This window comes from Microbacterium sp. T32 (assembly GCF_001619615.1).
Taxonomy (GTDB): Bacteria; Actinomycetota; Actinomycetes; order Actinomycetales; family Microbacteriaceae; genus Microbacterium.
In genome coordinates this window covers 146,482-171,577 of the sequence record NZ_LQQP01000012.1, presented here as the reverse complement: position 1 = coordinate 171,577, position 25,096 = coordinate 146,482, and the positions used below count along the sequence as shown (strand labels likewise).

Genomic DNA, 25,096 nt, shown 5'->3' with positions numbered 1-25,096 from the left:
CGAGGGAATCGATCTGGACGCAACGGATCAGGGGGAACTCGGTGAAGCGATCGACCGTCCTCACTCTCGCCGTCCTCTGTTCGCTCGTTACCGCCCTCAGCGGATGTGGCGCGATGAAGAGGGCGAGCGCCGTTGATACGTCACTCACCCTTCAGGACGCGAAGGCGACCGCCATGCGAATGGAAACGGACCTGGCCAAGTTTGTGCCTGCCGAGGTCGTGGCATCCATCGATCAACGCCAGACCGGCGTCCTCATGTCGTGCAGTGGGGAGCGCGCCTACCAGTGGACTGGTCAGACGAAGATCGCCTACCGTACGCCGGCGGCGATCGATCCCGACGCCCTCGTCGATGAGATCGTCTCGACGTATGCCGACCGTCCAGGCTTCACCGCCAGGTCGGAACCGTTCCCGGACGGGCAGCCCGGCGTGCACGTTATCGGTGAGTACGGTGCGGGCTATCTCGTGAACGAGAATGTCGACAGGACAGGCGTCGAAATTCTGTCGTTCTCCCCCTGCTTCGTGCTTCCCGAAGGAATGTGGCCGGGCGACCACTACTGACGGACACGAAAGCCTCCTGTCGTTCGGACGAATTCCCGTCAACCCGGCTGCAGCGATCCACTGCGAACGATTCACTGGACCCATGCCCCCACTCCCCCTGGCCGACGGACGCGTGCACCCGCGCGAACCCTCGCCCGTCGAGGTCGCACCACCGCCGCTGAACGACGGCCGGCCGCGCACGACCCTCTCTCCCGGGTCCGCACAGGCGAATGCCACGTCGCCGGAGCCGCGATGAGCGACGTGGAGATGACGCGGATCCCGGCCGGAACCGTTCTGCGCGGTGACCAGCGCGGCGCGGACCGCCGCGAGATCACGGTGGAGGCGTTCGACCTCGGCGTCTACCCCGTCACCGAGGAGCAGATGGCCGAGATCCTCGGGATCACCGCGCAGAACCCACGGCGCCCGGCGGTGCAGGTGAGCTGGCTGCGGGCCGTGCGGTTCTGCAATGCGCTCAGCGAGTGGGAGGGGCGCGACCCCGTGTACTCCTACGACGGCGAGGTCGTCGACTGGGACAGCGAGGCCGACGGCTTCCGGCTTCCGACCGAGGACGAGTGGGAGTACGCCTGCCGGGCCGGAGCGACCGGCTCGACGTACGGGCCGATCGCGGAGATCGCGTGGACGGCCGAGGACGGGCTTCGCGGACCCGCGGAGGTCGGCGGGAGGCTGCCCAACCTGCACGGGCTGTTCGACATGCTCGGCAACGTTTCGGAGTGGTGCTGGGACCTCTTCGCCCCCGACACGAGCGACGCCCGCGCATTTCGGGGCGGGAGCTGGAGCGACGCGCGGGCGATCGTGCGCGCCTCGGCCCGTCGCGGCGCGAATCCGCGCTCGGCCTTCGACGACGTGGGGCTCCGTGTCGCGCGCGGTGCACTCAATCGGTCGCGCTGATGGCGTCGCTCACGCCATCGACGAACGCGGCGATCGTGCGCAATTGCTGATCGCTGAATTTCTCGGCGACCGCAACCATGGCGGTCAGGTGCTCCCCGAAATGGCGGAAGAACTCGGCGCGAGATTTCGGGGTCAGCACGACCACACGCGCCCGTCCGTCCGAAGGGTGCGGTCGACGCACCAGGTGCCCGGAGGTCTCCAGACGGTCGAGCAGCTTGGTCGTCGACGCGGTGGAAATCCGCAGGTGAGAGGCGACATCGTGGGGGCTGACCATGATCCCGCGCTGCTCACGGATGATCAGCATGCGCAGCGTCGCGAGGTCGCTCGCGTTCATGTCCATGTCGCCCTTCATCTCGCTGTTCATGCGGTCGAGGGCGTCGCTGAGCGCGCGGACCGACTCCAGCGCCCGCACCACGCCGGGCCGATTAGCACGAAACTCGTCGACGATGGACACGGTGGACACCTCCGTTGCGCTCTGGGTATAGTCGGCTCACATCGCTAGCTAAACTAGCAAACTGGAGGCACGATGAGCGAGACCGAGTACGTCGTGCTCCTGGACGACTGGGGCAACGAGATCGGCACCGCCCCGAAGGCGAGTGTCCACGGCACCGATACGGCGCTCCACCTGGCATTCTCCTGCCACGTGGTGAACGCGGACGGGCAGGTGCTCGTGACGCGCCGCGCACTGGACAAGAAGACGTGGCCCGGGGTCTGGACGAATTCGTTTTGCGGCCACCCCGGTCCCGCCGAACCGGTCCTGCAGGCGGTCCACCGCCGGGCGGCGTTCGAGGTCGGCCTCACCATCCGCAACGTCGAACTCGCCCTCCCGCTCTTCCGGTATCGGGCGGTGGATGCCAGCGGCATCGTCGAGCACGAGATCTGCCCCGTCTACGTGGCGCGCACCGATGAGGAACCGCGCCTGAACCCGGCCGAGGTCGCCGAAGCGCGCTGGGTCGACCCCGCGGAGCTCGCCGCCTCCCTCGAGGCGACGCCGTGGGCGTTCAGCCCGTGGCTCGTGCTCCAGGCGCAGCAGCTTCATCTGTTCTCCCCACCCGCGGCCATCCGGGCGGCCTCATGATCGCTCTCTCCACCACACCGACCGCCCGCGCCGAAATCGACGCCGAGATCGACGCCGTCCTGGCCCGCCTCGGCCGGCGCCTGCGCGCCCACGGCGACGGCGCTCGGGCCCTGGCATCCGCCATCGCCCGATCCGCGGAGGGCGGGAAGCGGTTCCGCCCGCTGCTCGTGGTCGCTGCGTTCGACACGCTGCGGGGCGATGACGCTCAGCGGCCGGCGCTCTACCAGGTGGCGGCGGCCTTCGAGTTGCTGCACACCGCCTTCGTCGTGCACGACGACGTCATCGATCACGACCTCGAACGTCGCGGTGTCGCCAACGTCGCCGGGGAATTCCGCACCCGCGGTCTCGAACGGGGCGCGGATGCCACGGGCGCAGCCCTCCTCGGAGACGCGGCCGGCATCCTCGCGGGTGACCTGCTGCTGCACGAGGCGAGTCGGCTGGTCGCCCTCGCCGACCTCCCGACGGGCGTGCGGAGCGACCTGCTGCGCCTGGTCGAAGACGCCGTGCTGATCTCGGCCGCGGGGGAACTCGCCGACGTGGAGAACGCCGTGTCCGCTGAAGAGGTCGATGCGGAGACGATTCTCCGCACGACGCACGACAAGACCGCGGTCTACTCCTTCTCCGCACCGCTCGAGGCCGGGGCGGTCCTCGCGGGCGCGGACGGCCCCGTGCGCGCCGCGCTCGAGCGCTTCGGACAGCGCCTCGGCCTCGCCTACCAGCTCGTCGACGACCTCATCGGCGCGTTCGGCTCCGCCGAGCAGTCGGGCAAGGACGAGGGCTGCGACCTCCGCGAGGCGAAGAAGACCCACCTGATCGTGCTCGCTCGCGAGACCGAGTCGTGGCCCGAGGTCAGCGAAGCGCTGGCGCTCGCCCACACCGGTCCGGTGGCGATCCGGGCGGCGCAGCGCGCGCTGAGCGAGTCCGGAGCCCGGGCGCGCCTGGAAGACCTCGTGCGCGACACCCTCGACGAAGCGCGCGCGATCGTTTCGGCATCCACTCTCCCCGGCGACTGCAAGGCGATGCTGTACGACCTCGTCGACGCCGTACAAGGACGGGTGCCGTGACCGGTCTGGAGCTCTATTCGCGCACGGCCGACGACGCCGCCGCCGCGGTGATCCACCGGTACTCGACCTCGTTCGGACTCGCCGCGCGTCTGCTCGGTCCTCGGCCGAGGCCGCACGTGCGCAACATCTACGCGCTCGTGCGGGTGGCCGACGAGATCGTCGACGGACCCGCGCACGACGCCGGACTCTCCCCCGCTGAAGAACGTGCGACGCTCGACGCGCTCGAGAACGAGGTTCGGGATGCCATCGCCTCGGGCTTCAGTGCCAACCTCGTCGTCCACGCCTTCGCGCGCACCGCGCGGGAGTGCGGTATCGGCGACGACCTCATCGCCCCGTTCTTCGCTTCCATGCGGACCGACCTCGACACGACCGCGCACGACGACGCGTCGCACGACGCCTACGTCTACGGCTCGGCCGAGGTCGTGGGGCTCATGTGCCTCCAGGTCTTCCTGAACGCGGGGATGTCGGCCCCGGCCCGCCCCGCCCCCGACCTCGTCGACGGAGCGCGGCGCCTCGGCGCCGCGTTCCAGGACGTGAATTTCCTGCGCGACCTCGACGACGACGCCGAGCGCCTCGGTCGCGACTATCTCGACGGCGCCGCCGACGACGAGCGGCGCACCGCTGTCCTCGATCGCATCGACGCCGACCTCGCCGCCGCCGCCGCGACGGTGCCGTTCCTGCCGCCCGACTGCCGCCGCGCGGTCACCGCGGCGCACGACCTCTTCGCCGAGCTGTCACGCCGCCTCCGCCGCTCTCCCGCGGGCGCGCCACGCGTCCGTGTCCCGGACGGCGTCAAAGCCACCCTCGCCGCTCGCGCTTTCCTCGGACGCCCACCGAAAGGGGCCCACGCATGACCTCCCACCGCATCGTCGTCGTCGGAGGAGGCATCGCCGGGCTCGGCACGGCCGCGCTCCTGGCCGACCAGGGACACGACGTGCAGCTGTTCGAGGGGCGTGACCAGCTCGGCGGTCGCGCGGGATCGTGGGAGAGCGACGGGTTCCGGTTCGACACCGGCCCGAGCTGGTACCTCATGCCCGAGGTGTTCGACCACTTCTTCCGTCTGCTCGGCACCAGCGCCGCCGAGCAGCTCGATCTCGTGCGCCTCGACCCGGCGTATCGCGTCTACGGTCCTCCCGGAAAGGGCGCGCCCATCGACGTCGTCTCGGGGCGCGAGGCCGTGCGGGCGCTGTTCGAGCAGCACGAGCCGGGCTCGGGCGACAAGGTCGAGGCGTACCTCGACTCCGCGAAGGACGCCTACGAGCTGTCCACGTCGAAGTTCCTGTACGACACCTACTCCTCGACGCAGGGCCTGCGCGACCCCGCGCTCGTGAAGCGTCTCCCCACGCTCATCCCGCTCCTCACGCAGACGCTGTGGAAGCGGGTCACGCGCGACTTCTCGAACCCGCGGCTGCAGCAGATCCTCGCGTATCCGTCGGTGTTCCTGGGCGGCTCCCCGTTCGAGGTGCCGAGCCTGTACCACCTCATGAGTCACCTCGACCTCGGCGACGGCGTGCTGTACCCTCGCGGCGGATTCACCGAGATCATCGCGGCCATCGAGCGGCTGGCCCGCGAGCGCGGCGTCCGGATCGAGACGGGTGCTCCCGTCGAGGCCATCATCACCGACGACGGGATCGCGCGCGGCGTGCGGCTGGCCGACGGTCGGGTCGTGCCGGCGGATGCCGTGGTCTCGGGCGCCGACCTGCACCACACGGAGACGCAGCTCCTGGAGGACGGTGACCGGCAGTATCCCGAGAAGTGGTGGAAGGACCGCGTGCCGAGCCCCGGAGCGCTGCTGCTCCTCCTCGGCGTCAAGGGAGAGCTGCCGCAGCTCACCCACCACACGCTGCTGTTCACCGACGATTGGCACACCAACTTCGACGCGATCTTCGGCGAGAACAAGCGCATCCCCGACCCCGCGTCGATCTACGTCTGCCGCCCGAGCGCGTCGGACGACTCGGTCGCCCCCGAGGGATACGAGAACCTCTTCGTCCTCGTCCCCGTCCCCGCCGACCCGGTCAGCGGGCGCGGCGGCGTCGACGGTGCCGGCGACCCGCGCATCGAGGCCGCGGCCGACCGCGTGATCGCGCAGATCGGCGAGTGGGCCGGCATCCCGGACTTCGCCGAGCGCATCGTCGTGCGCAAGACCATCGCCCCCGAGGACTTCGCCACCGACCTGCACGCGTGGCACGGCAACTCCCTCGGCCTCGCGCACACGCTCGGGCAGAGCGCGATCTTCCGTCCGAAGAACCGGTCGCGGAAGGTCTCGAACCTCTACTACGCCGGTACGTCGGTGCTCCCCGGCATCGGTCTGCCGATGTGCCTGATCTCGGCCGAGCTCGTCGTCAAGCGCATGGCGGGTGATCGCACGGCCGGGCCCCTGAACGAGCCGGCTCGCGCGGCGGTCTGACGTGCCCGGGATCTACCTGGGTGCGATCCTGTTCTCCCTCGCCGGCATGATCGCGATCGACCTCAAGGTCGGACTCGCCTTACGGACCGCGCCCGGGCGGACGGCGCTCGCGGTGGTGCTCGGCACGCTGTTCTTCCTCGCGTGGGATGCCGTCGGCATCCTGTCCGGGATCTTCGTGAAGGGCGACAGTCCGCTGTTCGTCGGGATCGACGTCGCACCCCATCTCCCGCTCGAAGAGGTCTTCTTCCTCCTCTTCCTCAGCTACCTCGCGATCGTGTTCTGGACGATCTTCGAGCGGATCCGGACGAAGCGGGATGCCGCGACCCGGGCGCCCGCGCAGGTCGAGGAGTCCGCCTCGTGACGTACCCGATGATCGTGCTGCCGTTCGTGCTGATCACCGCCGTCGTGACGTTCCTCAGCGTCCGCCGCCCGGCGTTCGGCCGTCGGATGCGCGCCTCCGCGCTCGCGGCGCTCGTCCTGGTCGTCCTCACCGCGGTGTTCGACAACATCATGATCGCGGTCGGCCTCTTCTCGTACCCGCCGCAGCACCTCAGTGGCATCCGCATCGGCCTCGCTCCCCTCGAGGACTTCGCCTACCCGGTCTGCGCGGCCTTCCTCGTGCCCGCGCTCTTCACGCTCGTCTCCGCCCGGAGGGAACCCGCATGACCACCCCCGCCCTGACCCCGGGCCGCGTGCTGCGCGAGCTGTTCGTCTCGTCGCGGCCCGTGAGCTGGATCAACACGGCGTTCCCGTTCGCGGCCGCTTACCTCCTGACCACGCGTCAGATCGATGTCGTGTGGATCGTCGGCATCCTGTTCTTCCTCGTCCCGTACAACCTCACGATGTACGGCGTGAACGACGTGTTCGACTACGAGTCGGACCTCCGGAACCCTCGCAAGGGCGGCACGCACGGCGCGGTACTCGCGAAGCGCATGCACCCGATCACGCTGTGGGCGTCGGCGCTGTCGTGCCTGCCGTTCGTCGTGTTCCTCGTGATCGTCGGATCGCCGCTGTCGTGGCTCGTATTGGCCCTCAGCCTGTTCTTCGTCGTGTTCTACTCCGCTCCCCCGCTACGGCTGAAGGAGCGGCCGTTCGCCGACTCGGTCACGAGCAGCATCCACTTCTTCTCCCCCGCGGTCTACGGACTCGTGCTGGCCGGGGCGACGTGGACGTGGCAGCTCGTCGCCGTGCTCGTCGCCTTCGCGCTGTGGGGCATCGCGTCTCACGCCTTCGGCGCCGTGCAGGACGTCGAAGCCGACCGCGCCGCCGACATCTCGTCGATCGCCACCGCCCGTGGAGCCCGGTGGACCGTGCGGTTCGCGCTCGTCGCGTACGCCCTCGCCGGCGTCGTCATGCTCTTCACCGCGTGGCCGGGGCCCCTGGCGGCGCTGCTCGTGATCCCGTACCTGGTGGTCTGCTGGCCGTACCGGAACGTGACGGATGCCACCTCCGACACCGCCACCGCCGGTTGGAACCGCTTCCTGTGGCTGAACCAGATCGCCGGCTTCGGCACGACGCTGCTGCTGATCTGGTGGTGGTTCCTGAGCGCGTGACCCGTGGGGCCGGGCGGGTGGGCTCGGCGGGTGGGGCCACGGTGTGTGCGCGGGTCCGGCCGCGGCGGATCCCCGGCGTCGGCTGCTCCGTTGAGTGTCCAGAACACGCGGATGCCAGCCGGCACCGTCCGGGTGTTCTGGACACTGAAACCTGTGCGGCCGCGCAGCCCAGGCCGCGCGGCATCCTGAGTGTCCAAGACACGCGGATGCCAGCCGGCACCGTCCGCGTGTTCTGGACACTGAAACCTGTGCCGCCGCGCAGCCCAGGCCGCGCGGCATCCTGAGTGTCCAAGACACGCGGATGCCGGCGCGCGCCGTCCGCGTGTTCTGGACACCGAAACGCGGGTCGGGGACGCCTGCGGCCACAACCCTGGAGAAAAAGAGACGCCGGCACCCCGAGGGGTACCGGCGTCTCTTTGCTGAGGATCAGCCCGACGGACTCGGGGTCGGCGCGGGGGTCGCGGTCGACCCGCCGCCGGCCCCCTGCGCCTCCAGATCGAGGAGGCGCTGCACCGCGGCGTTGAGGCGGGCGTCCTGGGTCGCGAACTCCGCGAGGTTGCCCGCCGTGAGGGCGGCCTGCTTCGCGGCCAGGGCCGACTGCGCCTCGGCCAGGGCCGCCGCGTAGTCGCCCGAGGGCGCGGTGGGCGTCGTCGATGTGCCGCCGCCCTGACCGGTCTGGTCGGTGGGCGTCACCGTCTCGTCGCCCGTGGCAGCTCCCGAGTCACCGCCGAAGAGGCTGTCGAGCGCCTCGCTCAGGGTGTTCTCGAACGCGATCTTGTTACCGAACGCGACGAGCACGCGTCGCAGCTGCGGCAGCTGCGTTCCACCGGCGGACTGCACGAACACCGGCTGCACGTACAGCAGACCGCCACCGACGGGGAGGGTCAGCAGGTTGCCGTTCAGCACCTGCGACTGGCCCTGCCGCAGGAGGTTGATCTGCGACGAGACGTTCGTGTCGGAGTCGAAGGTGTTCTGCACCTGACCCGGTCCGGGCACGGTCGTCGCCGCGTCGATCACGAGCATGCGCAATCGTCCGTAGTCGGGACTCTTGGTCCCCTTCTGATTGCCGGCGTTCGAATCGACGGCCAGATAGCCGGTGAGCACGTTGCGTGCTTGCCCGCCCTGGGATGCCGGGATGAAGCTCGTGAACATCGAGTACGTCGGGGCATCCTGCCCGGGCATCTTCATCGTCAGGTAGTACGGCGGCTGAAGCTCCGCGGGGTTCTGCGGGTCGTTCGGCGTCGTCCACCGGTTGTCCTGCTGGAAGAACGAGCGCGCGTCGTCGACGTGGTAGACGCCGAGCATCGAACGCTGCACCTTCATGAGGTCGGTCGGGTACCGCACGTGGCTCATGAGGTCGGCCGACATGTCGCTCCACGGGTGGAGGCTCGACGGGTAGATCTTCTGCCAGGCCTGCAGGATCGGGTCCTGGTCGTCCCAGGCGTAGAGGGTGACGCTGCCGTCGTAGGCATCCACGGTCGCCTTCACCGAGTTGCGGATGTAGTTGATGTTGTCGATCGAGTAGTTCGGCGACGGCGTGTTCGAGTCGTTGATCGCGCGCGACAACGACACGCTCGACGAGTACGGGTAGTTCGCGCTGGTGGTGTAGCCGTCGATGACCCACTTGATGCGTCCGTCGACCACGGTCGGGTACGGGTCGCCGTCGAGCGTCAGGTACGGCGCGACCTTCTGGACGCGCTCCTTGGGGTTGCGGTCGTACAGGATCTGCGAGTCCTGGTTGACGTAGTCGGAGAAGAGGATCTGCTCGGACTGGAACTTCAGCGCGTAGATGAGGCGGTTGAACACGTTGCCGACGCTCGGGCCGCCGTTGCCGCGGAAGGTCGTGCGCGTTTCGCTGCCGCCGTCCGCACCGATCGGGTAGTCGAGCTCGATGTCCTCCCCGCCCTCGGGGCCACCGACGATCGAGTACTGCGGCGACTGCTCCCCGAAGTAGATGCGCGGCTCGTAGTTGAGATCGGTGAGGAACCCGGTTCCGGGGATGGCCTGCTCGAGGAACACCGGGTCACCGTCGTCGGTGCGCTCGTTGCCGGCCGCGGCCACCATGCCGTACCCGTGCGTGTACACGAGCGTGGAGTTCTGCCAGGTCGCGGCATCCCCCAGCTGGCCCACGTTGAGCTCGCGCAGGGCGACGACCGTGTCCTGGCTCTGGCCGTTGATCTCGTACCGGTCGACGTCGAGCGGGTTACCGAACTGGTAGTACGCGCGGTACTGCTCGAGCTGCCGGACGGTCGGGCTGATGATCGCCGGGTCCATGATGCGCAGCTGCGCGGTGGATGCCGCGTCGTTCCGCAGCTGGCCGGCCTCCGCCGTCGTCGTGGCCTCGAAGTTCTCCTTCTCGACGTTGTCGATGCCGTACGCGGCCTTCGTGCTGTCGATGTTGCGCTGATAGAACTGGCTCTCGAGCGCGAGCTGGTTCGGACGCACCTGGAAGGTGTTGACCGCCCACGGGATGGCCGCGCCCACGACGATCGCCGAGACGACGAGCAGCGCCGTCGCGATCAGCGGGTAGCGCCAGCGGCCGATGAAGGCGGTGACGAAGAAGGCGAGGGCGACGATGACCGCCGCGATCGCGAGGATCGTCTGGCCCGGGATGACTGCGTTGACCCCGACATACCCGGGACCGGTGATCCGGTCCTCCTGGTTGATGAGCGTCGTGAAGCGGTCGAGCCACAGGCTCCCGCCCTGCAGGAGCAAGTACAGACCGGCGAGGATGGCGAGCTGGATGCGCGCGGCCTTGGAGATGCGCAGCTCGCGCTGCCCCACGCGCACCGACCCGTAGAGGTAGGACACGACGGCGGTGAGCAGCAGGCAGACGAGCACGACGGCGGAGGCGAACCCGAGGACGCTCGTGTAGAACGGCAGCCCGAACAGGTAGAACCCGGTGTCGAGGCCGAACTGCGGGTCGGTCGTCGAGGTCGACACGCCGTTGAACCACAGCCACGTCGTCTCCCACTGCGCGGAGGCGGCGAAGCCGGCGAAGAAGCCGAAGAAGATCGGGATGCCCCACATCGCCAGACGCCGCAGGGGCTCGACCACCTCCTGGTAGCGGTCGAGCTGCGAACTCAACCGCGCGTAGACGGGACGCAGGCGGTAGGCGAGCTGGATGACGCCCCACACCGGCACCGCCATGGCGAGGAAGCCCACGACGAACATCACCGTGCGCGCGATCCACTGGGTGGTCAACACCTCGGTGAATCCCAGCTGCGAGAACCACATCCAGTCGGCGTAGAGGTTCGCGAAGACGAAGAACGCGACGACCAGGGCGGCGATGACCGCCAGCGTGATCGAGATGATCCGTCGTGAACGGTTCGGGGGCGTGGCCTGGTTCGGCGCTGAGGTCGTGGTCACGCGTCCATCCTAGGTGTCGGCCTCTGAGGGTAAGCCGTGCATACTGACGATCCCCTCAGGATGTGGCGGCGGGGGTCCCGTCGCACGACGGGAGGGCGTCGAGGTCACCACCGTCGCGGATCGTCTGCAGAACGGTCAGCGAATCCTGGAGCTTGGACACGGCGAACACCCGGATGCCACTGGGCACGTGCCCGACCACCTCGTTGCAGTTCGACTGCGGGGCGAGGAACCAGGTCGCGCCGGCGTCGCGCGCCCCGTAGAGCTTCTGACGGATGCCACCGATCCCGCCGACGTTGCCGTCGGCGTCGATGGTGCCGGTGCCGGCGATGTGCTGGCCGCCGGTCAGGTCGCCGGGAGACATCTTGTCGATGATGCCGAGCGCGAACATCATGCCGGCGCTCGGGCCGCCGACGTTGTTGATCTGGATCTTCACGTCGACGGGCAGGTCGAAGCTGAGGGTCAGACCGACCCCCAGGAGCCACTGCTGCTGTCCGTTCACGTCGGTGAGACGCGGTGTCACCGACACCGAGCTGGCCGAGCCGTCGCGCTCGATGCCCAGGGTCAGCGGGGACCCCGCTGCCGTCTGGACGGCGGCACGCACGTCATCGACGCTCGCGACGCCGGCGCCGTCGACGGACGTGATCACGTCGCCGACCTGCAGCACGCCGGAGGAGGCGCCGTCGTCGGCGACCGTGCCGACCACGACGTCCTGCGGCACCGTGTACCCGAGTTGGCGCAGCGCGGCCGCGGACGCCTCGAGCTGCGAGTCGGTCATCATCGCCGCGTTCTCGTTGTTGCGCTGCTCGGTGGACTGGCCGGCGGGGAAGATGCGATCCAGCGGCACCACGGCCCGCGACGGGTCGAACCACGCCTGCGCCAACTCGATCCAGCTGGGTGTGCGCTCGCGATTCCCGTTGATCTGTACGGTCAGCAGATCCAGCTGACCCTGCGATGTCGAGTCCTGCTCGTCCGGCACGGTGATCAGCGGAACCTCGTTGCCGTCGGCATCCGGAGACGTGCCCAGGGTGTTGAGGACCGGACCGGGCTGCTGGATGACGTACGACGACGGGAGGAACGTGAAGACGAAGAGGATGAGCGCGGCCACGACCAGCGACCACGCACCGAGAACCGTGGAGCGGCTCCAGCGGCGGCGGGGTGCGGGCACGACGGAGGCGTTCTCGTCGAACAGGGTCACGGGTCCTACCTTTGCCGGGTCGTTCGCGCGCGGCGTAAGCGGCGAAGGGCCGAGCCGAGGAGAGCGAGGAAACGTGCGACTAGCGTAGATCCCGTTCCCCCAGACCCGGCTGAAAGGCGGCTGAAGTGGCAGACGACGACCGGAGCCCCGAGGAGGAGTTCCAGGAGCTCATGCGGCGCCTGATGTCCGGCGACACGTCCGGCCTCGATCCCGAACAGTTGTCGCGTCTGTCGGGCATGCAGATCGACCCGGCCATGATGCAGGCCGTGATGAGCCAGCTGCAGGGCGCCTTCTCCGGTGCGCAGGACGGCATCGACTGGAGCCTCGCCGAGCGGCAGGCGCTGCACATCGCGAACCAGGACGGCCTCGGCGTGTCCACGGGTCAGCGCACCGACCTCGACCAGGCCTTCGCGCTGGCCGCGCTGTGGCTGGGCGAGTCGACCACGATCTCCGACCTGCCCCGCCCGCCCAAGGCCGTCACGCGCGGCGCGTGGGTCAGCGCGACGCTCCCCGTGTGGCAGGAGCTCGCCGAACCCGTCGCCACGAGCATCGCGGACGCCCTCACCGAAGCGCTCGGGCAGCAGGCGCCGGAGGACATGCAGGACCTCATCGCCGGCGCCGGCCGCCTGATGCGGACCGTCGGCGGTTCCCTGTTCGCCACGCAGCTCGGGCATGTCGTGGGACGCCTGTCGACCGAGGTCGTGGGCGGCGGGGATGTCGGCATCCCGGTCATGCCGGACGGCGACGCCGCGATCCTGCCGCAGAACTTCGCGGACTTCGGTCGCGACCTGGAGATTCCCGAAGACCAGTTGGCGCTGTACCTGGCCACCCGCGAACTCGCCCACGCCCGCCTCTTCCGCCACGCCAAGTGGCTGCGGCTGCACGTGATCTCGCAGGTGCGGGAGTTCGCGCACGGCATCCGCGTCGACACCGATGCGCTGGAGGAACTCGCGTCGCGCTTCGACCCGTCGCAGCCCGACGAACTCCGCGGCGCGCTGGAGAGCGGCGCCCTGCTGCCGCAGCGGTCGGAGGAGCAGACGGCGGCGCTGACCCGCCTCGAGAACCTCCTCGCCACGATCGAGGGCTGGGTCGACGTGGTCACCGAGGACGCGACCTCGCGGCTCCCCTCGGCCGCGCGCATCGCGGAGGCCGTGCGCCGTCGCCGCGCCGTCGGCGGACCCGCGGAGCAGGCGCTGGGCTCGCTCGTGGGCCTCGAACTGCGCCCCCGGCGCATGCGCGAAGCGGCGGCGATGTGGCGCGCGGTCACGGATGCCGTGGGTGTCGCCGGACGCGACGCGATGTGGGACTACCCCGATCTCATGCCGTCGGCGGACGACATCGACGACCCCGCCGGGCTGATCGCCCGGCTCACGGCCGCCTCGCGCGGCGAGGCGACTCCCGCGGATGCCATGGACGATGCGCTCGCTCAGCTGATCGCCGAGGAGACCGCGGGACTCGTCGATGGTTTCGACCGCGACGGCGACGACGCGGCCGGGGGTTACGGTCGCGACGCGGCCGGCGATACCGGTCGCGACCAAGACGACGACCCCACGCCGGGCGACCAGCGGCCGGTCTGAGCCCTCCTCCCCAGGGCGCTTTCTCACGAAGCGCCCTGGGGACAACCGCGGAGAGGCCCTTGAGGGCCGCCATCATCGGGGCATGCTCCGACTCGATCCCTCCGCTCCCCCGCTCTGGCGCCACGACGGCACCGTGCAATTCGGCGCCCCGGCCCGCGGCCACCTGCTCCACCGATTCCCGTGGACGGACGCCGCGTTGACGGCGCTCGAGGCCGGGACCTCGCGCGTCGCCCTTCGCGCCGTGGTGCGCCTGCACGGCGGCGACGATCTCGACGCCGAGGACCTGCTGGCCGCCGTCTCCCCCGCGCTCGCCCGGCGCCGACGAACGGCCCCGCTCGCCGTTCAGGTCGCCGACGATCTTCCGGCCCGCACCGTCCGGGCGGTCCTCGCGGCGTTCCCCGCTCGGACGCCTCGCATCGATTGGGCGGGACCGGCGACCCACCCGGTACCGGATGGCGCGCGGGTCGTGGTGCTGGCCGCGCATCGCGTGGACCCGCGCCGCACGGTCGAGCTCTCGCGGCGCGACGTCGTGCACCTCCCGCTCGTGTTGAGCGCGACGACGGCGACCGTCGGACCCGTGATCGCGCCCGGGCTCACCGCGTGTCTGAGCTGCCTGGATGCCGTGCGCCGCCGCGAGGACGCCTCGTGGCCGCTGATCGCCGCGCAACTCCTCGCGCGGGCCCGGCCGGACACCGACGTAACTCTCGCGGCGGAAGCGGCAAGGGCCGCGCGGCACCTGGTCAGCGGTCGGATCGACCCCGTGACGCGCTCGCTGGAGCTGCGCGCCGACTCGCTCCAGCGGGTCTGGCGAACCCATCGGCCGAGCGAAGACTGCCGCTGCCGATCTCTCGAAGGAACCGCGACGGCGTCCGTTCCGATCGCCCTCGACCGCGAGACCAGCTCACCGACAGCGTTCGCGCGGCCCGCGTGACGCCGACGTACGCCAGACGTCGTTCCTCGTCGACGGCCTCGAACGTCTGGGCGTACGAGATCGGCAGCAGGCCCTCACTGACCCCGATGAGGTAGACATGATCCCATTCCAGACCCTTGGCCGCGTGCAGCGTCGCAAGCGTCACCGTGCGCGTCGCGGGTTCGTGCTGGTCCTTCGCGCGGGCCTGGAGATCGTCGGTGAACGCACGCAGATCGGTACCCTCGGGCGCTTCTTCCGCCAACCGCAGGAGGGCGGCCCGGGCCTCCCACGCGTCGCGGAGCGCGCCGCCGGCCGCGGGCGGTTCGTCGGTGAGGCCGATGCTGCGCAGGACGTCGCGAACGGTGGCGAGGAAGCCCGTCTCCAGCGGCGCGACCGACGCGGCCCGCAGCGCCATGAGCGCCTGGCGCACCTCGGGGAGGTCGAAGAACTTCCGGCCGCCGAGCACCGTGGCCGCGATCGACTGCTTCGCCAGCGCGTTCAGGAGGACCGCCGACTGCGCGTGCGACCGGTAGAGCACGGCGATGCTGCGGGGGTCCGCCCCGCCACGGACGGCGGTGGCGATCGCCGCGGCGACCCCCGCGGCCTCGGCCTCTTCGTCGTCGAACGCGCGAACGGTGGGAACGGGCGCGTCCTCGGTGCCCGCCGCGACGAGCTCGAGGGCGCCGGCGCGACCGCGCATGAGGTCGTTCGCGACGGCGAGCACGGCGGCCGTCGAACGGTAGTTGCGTTCCAGACGCACGACGCGGGCGTCTTCGTGGACGCGGGCGAAATCGAGCAGGTAGCGCGAGTCGGCGCCCGTGAACGAGTAGATCGTCTGGCTCGCGTCGCCGACCACGCACAGGTCTCGGCGGTCGCCCAACCAGAGTTCGAGCAGCCGATTCTGCAACGGCGAGACGTCCTGGTACTCGTCGACCGTGAAGTGCCGGTACTGCTCGCGGACCGCGGCAGCCACGCGGGGCTCGGCCTCGATCATCCCCGCGCAGGTCAGCAGGACGTCCTCGAAGTCCATCTGGCGTCGCTCGTCCTTGAGCTTCTCGTACGAGCGCTGGAGGGCCACGACCTGATCGACGTCGAGCCGACCGACCCCGCCGGGGCGTTCGGCCGCGTACTGGTCGATCGAGCGCATCGTGACCTTGCGCCACTCGATCTCGCCGGCCACATCGCGCAGCGTCGCGGTGTCGGGTGCCAGCCCGACGCCGTCGGCGGCGTGGGCGAGCAGGCGGACCTTGTTGTCGATGATCGTCGGCGCTTGATCGCCCGCCAGGGTCGGCCAGAAGAAGTTGACCTGGGCGAGGGCCGCCGCGTGGAACGTGCGAGCCGACACCCCGGTCACCCCGAGCTCGCGCAGACGGCCGCGCATCTCGCCCGCGGCTTTCGCCGTGAACGTCACGGCCATCACCCGTTGGGGCGAATACGCGCCGGTATCGACGCCGTGCGCGATCCGTCGCGTGATCACGCGCGTCTTCCCCGTGCCGGCGCCGGCGAGGACGCACACCGGCCCGCGCAGAGCGCGCGCCGCCTCGAGCTGGTGCTCGTCGAGTCCGCTGAGGGGGTCCACGCTCACGGGAGTTCCCGGTACCAGTCATCGATCAGACGATGGGCGATGGATGCCGCGCCCGGAAGCTGCACCTCGGCTTCGCCCCGCAGGGCCGCACCGACCTCGGACCGGTCGAACCACCGCACGTCGGCGATCTCGGCGCCGTCGGCGCGCGCTTCGTCGTCTCGGATGGCCCGAGCGCGGTACCCGAGCATGAGCGAGCGCGGGTACGGCCACACCTGTGAACCGCGGTACTCGATGTCGGCGAGACGCACGCCCGCCTCTTCGAACACCTCCCGCGCGACCGTGTCCTCGAGCGACTCCCCCGCCTCCGCGAAACCCGCGAAGCACGAGTACCGGCTCCCACCCCAGGCCGCGTTGGCTCCGAGGAGCACACGGTTCGGATCGTCGGCCGATGACACGAGCACGATCACCGCCGGGTCCGTCCGCGGAAAATGCTCGCGGCCGCAGTTCGGGCAGTGTCGCGACCACCCCGCCTGCCGCAGAACGGTGTGCGTTCCGCACGCCGGGCAGAACGCGGCATCTCGCAGCCAGCCGGCGAGAGCGACTGCGGTGCCCAGGATCTCGGCCTCGTCCGCGGGCAGGTCGCCCCCGACAGAGCGCAGGGGCTCCCAGCGCGCCTCCGCGGGGACCACGGCATCCGACTGCTCCTCCACGACCGCGAGGAGAAGGGCCGCGCCATCGGAGGAGCGTCCGAGGAAGGCCCACTCGATCGCGTTCGTGATCGCCGAGACCGGCACCAGCGACAGACGCGCCTCGATCACCGGCGCGGCATCGCGATGCACCGCCAGCACGCGCGTGTCCGACGCCTCGCGCGCGTCGAGGAGCAGGCCGTCGACGTCGCGTTCGGCTCCCGCGCGGTCGAGGGCCCCTCCGGGCCAGTGACCGGGGACCGCGGGAACAGGCAGCGGCATCGAACACCTCTCTCAAGGGCGTGGCGAGGGGGGATCGGGTGAGCGACCGACCTACCCTGGGGGCATGGCCCGCTCGCCCTTCACTCTAGCCGCGTCCGCGACGACGGCCCTTCCCGGAATCGGTGTGACGAGCACGTCCCCGCTGACGGAGAAGGCAGCCGGCCGATTCGACTCCGCGCTGCTCGCGCTCGAGGACGGTCGCACGGTCGTCGTGCGGATGCCGACGGACGAGGACGCGGCCGCGGTCCTCGCCGCCGAAGCGAGGGCGTTGCACGCCCTGACTTCCGGCGTGCGGGCTCTCCTGCCCTTCCGGGCGCCCGAGATCGTGGGCGAGAACGGGTCGGGCGTGAACCGGGTTCTCGTCGTCGACGTCATCGACGGCTACCGCATCGACCCCGCCGAACTGCCCAAGGGTCCCGGCTACGCTCCCGCGATCGGCGCCGCCCTGGCCGCCGTGCACGCTCTCCCGGTCTCCATCGTGCGCACGGACGGACTCCCGGTGCGCGCTCCCGAGCAGGTCCGCGACGACGTCGCACGCCTCCTGGATCGGGCGGATGCCACGGGGCGCGTCCCCGACGGATTGATGATGCGCTGGCGCCGCGCGCTGCGCGAGCCCGACCTCTGGCGTTTCGAGTCGGCCGTCATCCTGGGCGGAGCCACGAGCGCGTCGATCCTCCTCGTCGACGACGCCGACGGGGTTCCGCACGTGAGCGGCATCCTGGACTGGTCGGGCCTCAGCGTCGGCGACCCCGCGGTCGACCTGCGGTGGCTCGCGTCCGCCCCCACCGCGACCGACGACGTCTACGACGGCTACGCGGCATCCGGGGTGCGCTCCCCCGACCCGCTGCTGCGCGAGCGCGCCCGCCTGTACGCCGAACTCGAGTTCGCCAAATGGCTCGTCCACGGGCACGACGCCGGTGAGGCCGACGTCGTGGCCGATGCGGTCGCTCTGCTGGAAGCCCTCGCGGACGGCGTGCGGGGCGACCACATCGTCGCGTCGACCCGATCGGACATCGACGACGCCCTGGCTCTGGTCGAGCGTGTCCCGCCCGCGGCGGCGTCCGCGGTCGACACCTCGATGCAGACCGACGCCTACGACCCGGAGGCCCTCGCGCTCTACCTCGAAGCCGAACGCGAGCGCGACGTGGCCTCCCCGGCGGGCACCTCCAACGGCACCGACTTCGGGGCGAGCGACGCCGAGGACGAAGAGCCCGGCCCGACCGCGCCGATCGACCTCGAGGGCTGGACTCCTGCTCCGGTCGGTGGTCCGGCTGAGACCGACAGCGCGACGTCGCGGGACGACGCCGACTCCGCCGCGGAGCCCCAACACACCGGCGAGGTCATCGACGCCGCACAGCTGCACGAAGCCATCGACGACGAGGAGGATGCCGCGCGCGCCAGCCGTGCCGCCCTCCGCCGGTGGGGCGTGGCGCGCGACGACGCCTGAGCGCTTCGACCCCGCCGTCCGTCGGCGCCTCGCGGTAGACACCGGAGACGGGGCGACCCACCGGCGCCCGGCGCCGTCACCCCCTCAGGACGACCTCATCCCCGACGTAGAACAGCGTCACGTCGATGAGGTCGAACGGCACCCCGTGCTTCGCGTGGTATGCCTCGCGGTAGAGCTCGAGCTGCAGCATCCGTGAACGGCGTTCCGCGTCGGTGGTCGGCGGCCGACCCGTCTTCCAGTCCACGATCTCGTAGCGATCGCCGTGGCGGTAGACGGCATCCAATTTGCAGATCACGACGTGCGGCCGACCGTCGAGCCGGGTCGTCACGAAGTCGATCTCGGTCTCGACCTCGAGCGGCTGGAGACCCGCCCACTCGGACCGTTCGAAGATCTCCCGCAGGCGCTGGAGCTCAGCGGCGTCGGCGGTCGAGGCACCGTCGTCCTCGTCGTCCCACAGGCCGGCGTCGTCGAGGCCCGTGCCCGATCCGACGATCCCCGACCTCTTCTCGACCCACGCGTGGAACAGCGTCCCGAGCCGGGTCTGCCGGTACGGCCGTTCCGGGAGCGGGCGGCGCAGCTCCTCCACAGCTCCGCCGTAATCGGCGACGAAGTCCTTGAACTTCGACGCCGGGATCCGGGTCGGTGCCGGCGTGTGCGACGGGCGCAGACGGTCGGCTCGCTCGGCGAGGAGCAGTTCGAGGTCGGCATCCGGCTCCTCCGCGGGGCGCGCTCGCGCCGCCGCGACCTCCTCGACGGCCGCGGACACTGCGACGCGCCGGGACCCGAGCGGGTCGAGCGGCCAGTGCAGCAGGCGCCGTTCACCGTCATACGGATCCTCGCCCGGGTCGCCGACGCCGAGTTCGAATCCGAGCGCCGCGGTCGCCTCGTCGAGGAAGACGCTCGGGGTGCGCGGACGCTTGGTGCCCGACCAGCTCGACCCCGACAGCAGGAGATGGTCGCGGGCCCGCGTGAACGCGACGTACGCGAGCCGCCGATCCTCGTCGAGCTGCCGCGCCCGGTTGGCCTCGACGAACGCGTCGATGGCAGCCTTCAGCTCCTGCTGCGTCTCGGCCCCCCGCCAGCCGAGGACCGGCAGCCACGCGGAGTCCCCGCGGAACTCGGACGGGAGGATGCCGAACCCGAGCCACCCCTTGGTGTCACGCGCGAGCGAGGGAAGCTCGTCGGTCACGAGGCGCACGACTGCGACGGCATCCCACTCGAGTCCCTTGGACCCGTGGATGGTGAGCAGCTGCACCACGTCGTCTTCGGGCGGCTCGGTGCGCGGGGCGAACTCGTCGGCCTGCTCGGCGTGATCGAGCCACGCGAGCAGGCTCGTGACCGACCCCGACTCGTCCGCGGCCAGGAACCCGCGGATCTCGTCGACGAACGCGCGCAGCTGCGCCGAGGCGATGCGCGCCGGACCGCGCGATTCGTTCGCGGCCAGCTCGATGTCGAGCCGCAGCTCGGTCTCGATCAGGCGGATGAGTTCGGGGATCGGGGCGCCGATGTTGCGGCGCAAGCCCGCGAACACCGCGCCCGCTTCGCGCAGCCGCGCACGCCCCTCTGCGGTGATGTCGGCGAGCCACCCGTGCCCGTCGGTCTGCCGAGCGACGAAATCCAGCGCGTCGACGAGCGACGCCCGGTCGGCGCCCGGGGTCGAGCGCAGCCGGTCGACCACCTCGGGAGCGAGCGGCTGCAGCGCCACGTCGTGCGTTGCCAGACGGCGCGCGAGCTGCGCGAGCGCCCGCAGGTCCGCGAGGCCGATCGACCAGCGCGGCCCCGAGAGAAGCCGGATGAGCGCCGACCCGGCCTCGGGGTCGCTGATCACGCGCAGCGCCGAGACGACATCGACGACCTCGGGCGTCGTCAGCAGTCCGCCGAGCCCGAGGATCCGGTGCGGGATGCCACGCCGCCCGAGCGCATCCCCGAACCGCACCATGTGCTTCTTGCTGCGGAAGAGCACGGCTCCGGTCGTCGCACGCCCGTCGGCGGCACGGGCCGCGCGCACACCCGCGAACCACTCCGCGACGCGATCCGCCTCGGTGTCGAGGTCACGCTCGAAGATCGCCTCGACGACCCCCTCGGGTGCCCCGGGCCGCGAGCGGAGTTCCTCCACCGCGACGGGCGACCTGCTCGCCAGCGGCGCCAGCACGGCGTTGGCTGCGGTGAGGACACGCGCGCTGTTGCGCCAACTCGTCAGCAGCGAAAAGGTCTGGCATCCGCCGTCCGGCGCGAACGCGGCGGGGAACCCGCCGAGGTTGCCCGCGCTCGCGCCGCGCCACGCGTAGATCGCCTGGTGCGGGTCGCCGACCGCCATGACGCCGGTCGATGCGAAGAGCGTCGAGAGCAGGTCGGTCTGCACGACCGACGTGTCCTGATACTCGTCCAGCAGCACGACCCGGTAGCGCGACCGCAGCTCGTCGACGACGGCGGGGTGCTCCCGCACGATCCGCAGCGCGCCCGCCACCTGGTCCGCGAAGTCCATGACGCCCAACCGCGCCTTCTCGCGGTCGTAGGCGGCCGCGAGATCGGCCAGCATGCCCAGCGCGGACACTCGGGATGCCGCTTCCGCGACGTCCTTGTAGACGCTCACGCGCGCGGAGGTCGAGGGACGCTCGACGATCCGTCCGAATTCGTCCGGGAAGGATGCCAGGCGGTCGAGGTCGACGAGGTTGTCGACGCTGTCGCGGGCGATCCTCAGTGCCGCGTCGATGAGGGTGCGCGGGGACTCCTGGCGCTCCTCCAAGCGAGGGTCGTCCGACGTGAACACGACCTTGCGCATGAGGAGCCACGCCGCGGATTCCGACAGCACCGCCGATTCGGAGTCGCGGCCGATGCGGAGGCCGTGTTCGCGCACGATCGCGTCGGCGAAGCTGTTATAGGTCGACACGGTCGGGCGGTGCAGGAGCTGGTCGTCGTCCCCCGCCGCCTCACGCGCGACGCCGCGTTCGAGTGCGAGCTCGTCGAGTACTCGTCGCCGCTCCGCGTCGGCGCGCGCCCCGTCCAGCGCGGCGAGGTCGGCGAACACCGCCAGGCGCCCGGCGGCGTGCAGGGCGGGCAGCTCCGGCAGAAGACCTCGCGCCTCGAACTCCGACAGCCGGTGCAGCCGCCGGTGGATCCTCTCCGCCAGCTCCCCCGCGGCCTTGCGGGTGAAGGTGAGACCGAGCACCTCGTCGCGGCGGACGAGCCCATTCGCGACCAGCCAGACGACGCGCCCCGCCATGGTCTCGGTCTTCCCGCTGCCGGCGCCCGCCACGACGAGCGCAGGCGTCAGCGGCGCTTCGATGACCGCCGTCTGCTCCGCGGTGGGCGGGAACTGCCCGAGTGCGGCCGCGATCGTCGCGGCGGACAGCACCGCCGTCACGACGCGCTCACCGCGGACACGGTGTGGATGCGGCACAGGCCGAACGAGAACTCGTCGCGGCAGTGCACCTCGTACGGCGCGGCGAAGCTGTGCCCGCGCATCACCCCGACCGCGCGCTGCACGCGCTCGACGAACTGCTCGCGCGCTGCCTCGTCGAACGGTGGCTGGTGCGGCTCGGCGTAGTCCTTGGTCGCGGCGGTCGGACGCAGCACGAGGAGCTTCGCGCCGCCCGGCGGCATCCCGGCGACCTGCTCGATCGCCCCCGACGAGAACGCGAGCTGGTAGGCCGCGAGCTGCGGGTTGTCGGCCACCTTCGCGTCGGTCTGCGGCTCGTTCTTGCCCGTCTTGAGGTCGACGATGACGACCTCACCCGACGGCGTGACCTCGACCCGGTCGATGTCGCCGCTCAGGATCGCGCCGTGCTCCCCCGCGTCCTCCACGGGGATGGCCACCTCGAAGTGCCGCTCGGCCCCGACGAGGCGCCCCCCGGCGTCGTCGAAACGCCGCAGGTAGGTCGCCAGGCGCCGCACGAGCTCGCGGGCGCGCACGCGCTCGGCGCGCTCGCGCCAGGCCGCGTCGAAGACGAGCTCGCCCCAGCGCTCCTCGACGACGCTCCACAGCTCGTCCTCGGTGCCCGCCGCCGCGGTTTCCAACGCGGCATGGATGATCGTTCCGATGCCCGCGGTCGTTCCGCTGCGATCCCCGCCGAGGTCGCCGATGACCCAGTCGAGCTCGCACTGTTCCAGGGCGTGCAGCCGCGAGGGCGAGACCCGGACGTCCTCTCGCTCGAGGTCGCGGAGCGGTGCGGTCGAACTCGGCGGCGCGACGCCGTACCACTGCTCGGGTGCCGCGCCCGCGACCTCGGCGCCCGCGAGCAGGGCGAGCTGACCCGCCGCGTGGCGGCGCTCGCGCGCCGGGGAGCGGGGTGAGGTGAGGGTGCGGCGGTGCCGCGCCACGAGGCCGCGCAGCGAGAGCGGATGCTCCGGAACCGCGGATGCCGGCTCGGGCGTCGGCAGCATCTCGAAGAGCACGCTGGGACCGGTGTCGTCGTCGTCGACCGCGGTCACGATGAGCCGCGAGTGCGCGCGCGACAGAGCGCGCACGAACAGCCGCAGTTCGTCGTGCATCGCGGCGCGGCGACGGTCGAGCATCCCCGCGGCCGGCAGGTCGGGGAACTGCACGGCATCGGCGAGGCGCCACGTCTCGAGAAGTCCGCCGCGCAGCCGGGTGTTGGGCCACACGCCTTCCTGGACTCCGGCGACGACGACCGTGTCGAAGGCGGTTCCGGCCGCCGCAGCGGGGGTGAGAACGCGGACGGTGTCGACGACGGCGGGCTGCTCGATCCGGTCCTCCGCGACGTCGCTGTCGATCACCGACCGCAGGAACACCGCGGCCTCCCCGTCGGGCTCGCGCTCGGTGAAGCGCTTGGCGGCTTGGAACAGCGCGACGATCGCGTCGAGGTCGCGGTCGGCCTGCTCGGCGAGCGGACCGTGTCCGCGCGAGGCTTCGCGCCACGGACGGGACATCCCGCTCCGCTCCCACGCGGTCCAGAGCAGTTCGTGCGCCGTGGCGTGCGCGTCGGCCTGAGACCGGAGAGCGGCGAGCGTCTCCCCGAGCCGCGTCGCCCGGCGTGCCTCGCGCGTGTCGATGGTCGCGAGGTCGAGCGGATGCCGCAGCCCCGACGCCAGCAGCTCCGCACCGGAGCGCGTGCCCCCGGCGGAGAGTTCCTCCTGCCGCAGGGCGGAACGCAGGCGCCGCAGTTCGATGGGGTCGAGCCCGCCGTAGGTGCCGAGGAGCGCATCGAGGACGGCATCCGCGGTCCAGGTGTCGGGGTCGCGCATGCCCAGCTCGACGAGGGCGACGAGGTCGCGCACCGCGCGCTGCGCGCCGAGTGCCACGCCGGGTCCACTGGCTCGCGCGGGCACTTCGCGCGCGGCCAATTCGGCCTCGAGAGCGGCGACCTGGCGGGAGTCGTGAGAGATCACGGCGCACGAGCTCCACGGCACGCCGTCGAGGACGTGGCGCTCGCGCAGCAGGCGGGCGATCGCGTCGGCCTCTTCGGCCGGGGACCGCAGAAGGAAGGTGCGCACCGATCCCTCGGGCGCCGCTCCGACCGGCGCACGGCGGTGGGCGACGACGCCGGCCGCGCCGATCCGCGCGGCGACCCCGCGGACGAGGTCGATCTGCTCGGCCGTGCCGCGATGGGGGTCGCCGAGAGCGACGAGACCGCCCAGTTCGGCCGCGAGCCGTGCGAAGTTCTCGGGCGTCGCGCCGCGGAAAGCCCCCGACCCCACGTCGGGATCGCCGAACGCGACGACGCCGATCCCGCGCGCACGGCACGCCCGCAGCAGGTCGATCCCGCCGGACGTGAGCTCTTGCGCGTCGTCGACGAGGATGCAGCGGATCGAGGCGAATCGCCCCAGCAGTTCGCGGTCGGCCGCGGCCTCGTCGAACACCGCGACGGCCTCGCGGGCGAGGTCGGCGGCGTCACGGTGGGCACCACGCATCTCGGACCGGACTGCGCGGTACTCGGCAGCGAAGGAACCGACCGCCGCCCACACCGGGATGCCATGGCGCTCGGCCAGCGCGGGAAGGTCTTCGGGCGCGATGCCGAGGTCGGTGCACTCGGCGAGGAACGCCCGCAGATCGCCACGGAAGCCGCGCGTGGCGCGGATCGCCGGCCCCAGCCATTCGGGCCATCGGGAACGCCCCTCCGCCTCGTCGAGCGCGTCGCCCTCGAGCAGTTCGCGGATGATCTGGTCTTCGTCGCCACCGGTGAGCAGCTGCGGGGGCTCGGCGCCGCGGCGGACCTCCGCTCCGCGCACGAGCTGGAATGCGAACGACGCCACCGACCGCGCGAGCGCCCCGGCCGTCGCGCGGCCCACCGCGAGAGCCAGCGGGTCGCGCAGGGCGGTCGCCGCGGGTCGGGTGGGCGTCAGGACCAGAACGTGGTCGGGGTCGACTCCCCGATCGACGAGAGACCGCACCCGGGACAGCAGCGTCGATGTCTTCCCCGACCCGGGCGCCCCCACGACGGCACCGCTCGCCTCCGGATCCCACGCGACGACGAGCCGCTGCTCGGGGTCGAGGTCGCCGGGATCCAGCGCCCGCGCCGACCACCGGTCGCCGCCGACGACAGGCGCCTTCGCCTCCTCGCGAGGGAGGGTGGCGGCATCCGGATCCTGCATGCGTTC

At 71.3% G+C, this 25,096-nt stretch carries 18 protein-coding genes; 11 read left to right on the top strand and 7 right to left on the bottom strand.

The annotated features are described in order from the left end of the window. Positions 1-41: 41 nt before the first annotated feature. Both AVW09_RS06835 and AVW09_RS06830 read left to right on the top strand, forming a co-directional pair. Positions 42-557: a hypothetical protein gene (locus AVW09_RS06835; RefSeq protein ID WP_156495986.1), complete on the top strand. Its 516-nt coding sequence runs from the start codon at positions 42-44 to the stop codon at positions 555-557. A gap of 231 nt (positions 558-788) precedes the next feature. After that, a complete protein-coding gene (locus AVW09_RS06830) occupies positions 789-1,445 on the top strand; it encodes a formylglycine-generating enzyme family protein (RefSeq protein WP_063257341.1) in 657 nt (218 codons plus the stop codon). Here AVW09_RS06830 and AVW09_RS06825 read toward each other — a convergent pair. After that, a complete protein-coding gene (locus AVW09_RS06825) occupies positions 1,429-1,899 on the bottom strand; it encodes a MarR family winged helix-turn-helix transcriptional regulator (protein WP_063257727.1) in 471 nt (156 codons plus the stop codon). The genes AVW09_RS06830 and AVW09_RS06825 overlap by 17 nt on opposite strands. A gap of 72 nt (positions 1,900-1,971) precedes the next feature. Between AVW09_RS06825 and idi the strand changes: the two genes are divergently transcribed. From idi to AVW09_RS06790, 7 genes are read left to right on the top strand one after another with little or no spacing between them, the layout of a single operon-like run. Then, positions 1,972-2,523, top strand: coding sequence for an isopentenyl-diphosphate Delta-isomerase (idi, locus tag AVW09_RS06820; protein WP_063257340.1), 552 nt, complete (start codon positions 1,972-1,974; stop codon positions 2,521-2,523). Then, positions 2,520-3,587 carry a polyprenyl synthetase family protein gene (locus tag AVW09_RS06815; protein WP_063257339.1) on the top strand — a complete coding sequence of 356 codons (1,068 nt, stop codon included), beginning with the start codon at positions 2,520-2,522 and terminating at the stop codon, positions 3,585-3,587. The genes idi and AVW09_RS06815 overlap by 4 nt, the downstream gene beginning before the upstream one ends. Continuing rightward, the gene (locus AVW09_RS06810; RefSeq protein ID WP_063257338.1) at positions 3,584-4,441 is read left to right on the top strand and encodes a phytoene/squalene synthase family protein; all 858 of its coding nucleotides are present in this window, start codon (positions 3,584-3,586) and stop codon (positions 4,439-4,441) included. The genes AVW09_RS06815 and AVW09_RS06810 overlap by 4 nt, the downstream gene beginning before the upstream one ends. Then, entirely contained in the window at positions 4,438-5,994 is a 1,557-nt protein-coding gene (gene crtI / locus AVW09_RS06805; RefSeq protein WP_063257337.1) for a phytoene desaturase family protein, read from the top strand. Before AVW09_RS06810 ends, crtI begins: the two co-directional genes overlap by 4 nt. A 1-nt stretch (position 5,995) precedes the next feature. After that, on the top strand, positions 5,996-6,355 hold the full coding sequence (locus AVW09_RS06800; RefSeq protein WP_063257336.1) for a lycopene cyclase domain-containing protein: 360 nt from the start codon (positions 5,996-5,998) through the stop codon (positions 6,353-6,355). After that, entirely contained in the window at positions 6,352-6,660 is a 309-nt protein-coding gene (locus tag AVW09_RS06795) for a lycopene cyclase domain-containing protein (RefSeq protein ID WP_063257335.1), read from the top strand. Before AVW09_RS06800 ends, AVW09_RS06795 begins: the two co-directional genes overlap by 4 nt. Continuing rightward, positions 6,657-7,547: a prenyltransferase gene (locus AVW09_RS06790; protein WP_022878903.1), complete on the top strand. Its 891-nt coding sequence runs from the start codon at positions 6,657-6,659 to the stop codon at positions 7,545-7,547. Before AVW09_RS06795 ends, AVW09_RS06790 begins: the two co-directional genes overlap by 4 nt. Positions 7,548-7,973: 426 nt before the next feature. Here AVW09_RS06790 and AVW09_RS06785 read toward each other — a convergent pair whose 3' ends face one another. Next, positions 7,974-10,916 carry a UPF0182 family membrane protein gene (locus AVW09_RS06785; protein ID WP_063257334.1) on the bottom strand — a complete coding sequence of 981 codons (2,943 nt, stop codon included), beginning with the start codon at positions 10,914-10,916 and terminating at the stop codon, positions 7,974-7,976. Positions 10,917-10,971: 55 nt separating this feature from the next. Continuing rightward, positions 10,972-12,111: a YlbL family protein gene (locus AVW09_RS06780; RefSeq protein ID WP_063257333.1), complete on the bottom strand. Its 1,140-nt coding sequence runs from the start codon at positions 12,109-12,111 to the stop codon at positions 10,972-10,974. 125 nt (positions 12,112-12,236) lie between these two features. Between AVW09_RS06780 and AVW09_RS06775 the strand changes: the two genes are divergently transcribed. Further along, the gene (locus AVW09_RS06775; protein WP_063257332.1) at positions 12,237-13,688 is read left to right on the top strand and encodes a zinc-dependent metalloprotease; all 1,452 of its coding nucleotides are present in this window, start codon (positions 12,237-12,239) and stop codon (positions 13,686-13,688) included. 740 nt (positions 13,689-14,428) lie between these two features. On the opposite strand, the gene AVW09_RS06770 is transcribed toward AVW09_RS06775, so the two are convergent. Further along, on the bottom strand, positions 14,429-16,183 hold the full coding sequence (locus AVW09_RS06770) for an ATP-dependent helicase (protein ID WP_063257331.1): 1,755 nt from the start codon (positions 16,181-16,183) through the stop codon (positions 14,429-14,431). Beyond that, positions 16,180-17,091, bottom strand: a complete 912-nt coding sequence (nudC, locus tag AVW09_RS06765) for an NAD(+) diphosphatase (protein ID WP_063257330.1) — start codon at positions 17,089-17,091, stop codon at positions 16,180-16,182. Before nudC ends, AVW09_RS06770 begins: the two co-directional genes overlap by 4 nt. A 64-nt stretch (positions 17,092-17,155) precedes the next feature. Here nudC and AVW09_RS06760 point away from each other — a divergent pair, with 64 nt between their 5' ends. Continuing rightward, positions 17,156-18,538, top strand: a complete 1,383-nt coding sequence (locus tag AVW09_RS06760; protein WP_063257329.1) for a phosphotransferase — start codon at positions 17,156-17,158, stop codon at positions 18,536-18,538. A gap of 76 nt (positions 18,539-18,614) precedes the next feature. On the opposite strand, the gene AVW09_RS06755 is transcribed toward AVW09_RS06760, so the two are convergent. Both AVW09_RS06755 and AVW09_RS06750 read right to left on the bottom strand, forming a co-directional pair. Further along, positions 18,615-21,902, bottom strand: a complete 3,288-nt coding sequence (locus tag AVW09_RS06755) for an ATP-dependent DNA helicase (RefSeq protein WP_063257725.1) — start codon at positions 21,900-21,902, stop codon at positions 18,615-18,617. Next, positions 21,899-25,090: an ATP-dependent helicase gene (locus AVW09_RS06750; protein ID WP_082822857.1), complete on the bottom strand. Its 3,192-nt coding sequence runs from the start codon at positions 25,088-25,090 to the stop codon at positions 21,899-21,901. Before AVW09_RS06750 ends, AVW09_RS06755 begins: the two co-directional genes overlap by 4 nt. Positions 25,091-25,096: the final 6 nt, after the last annotated feature.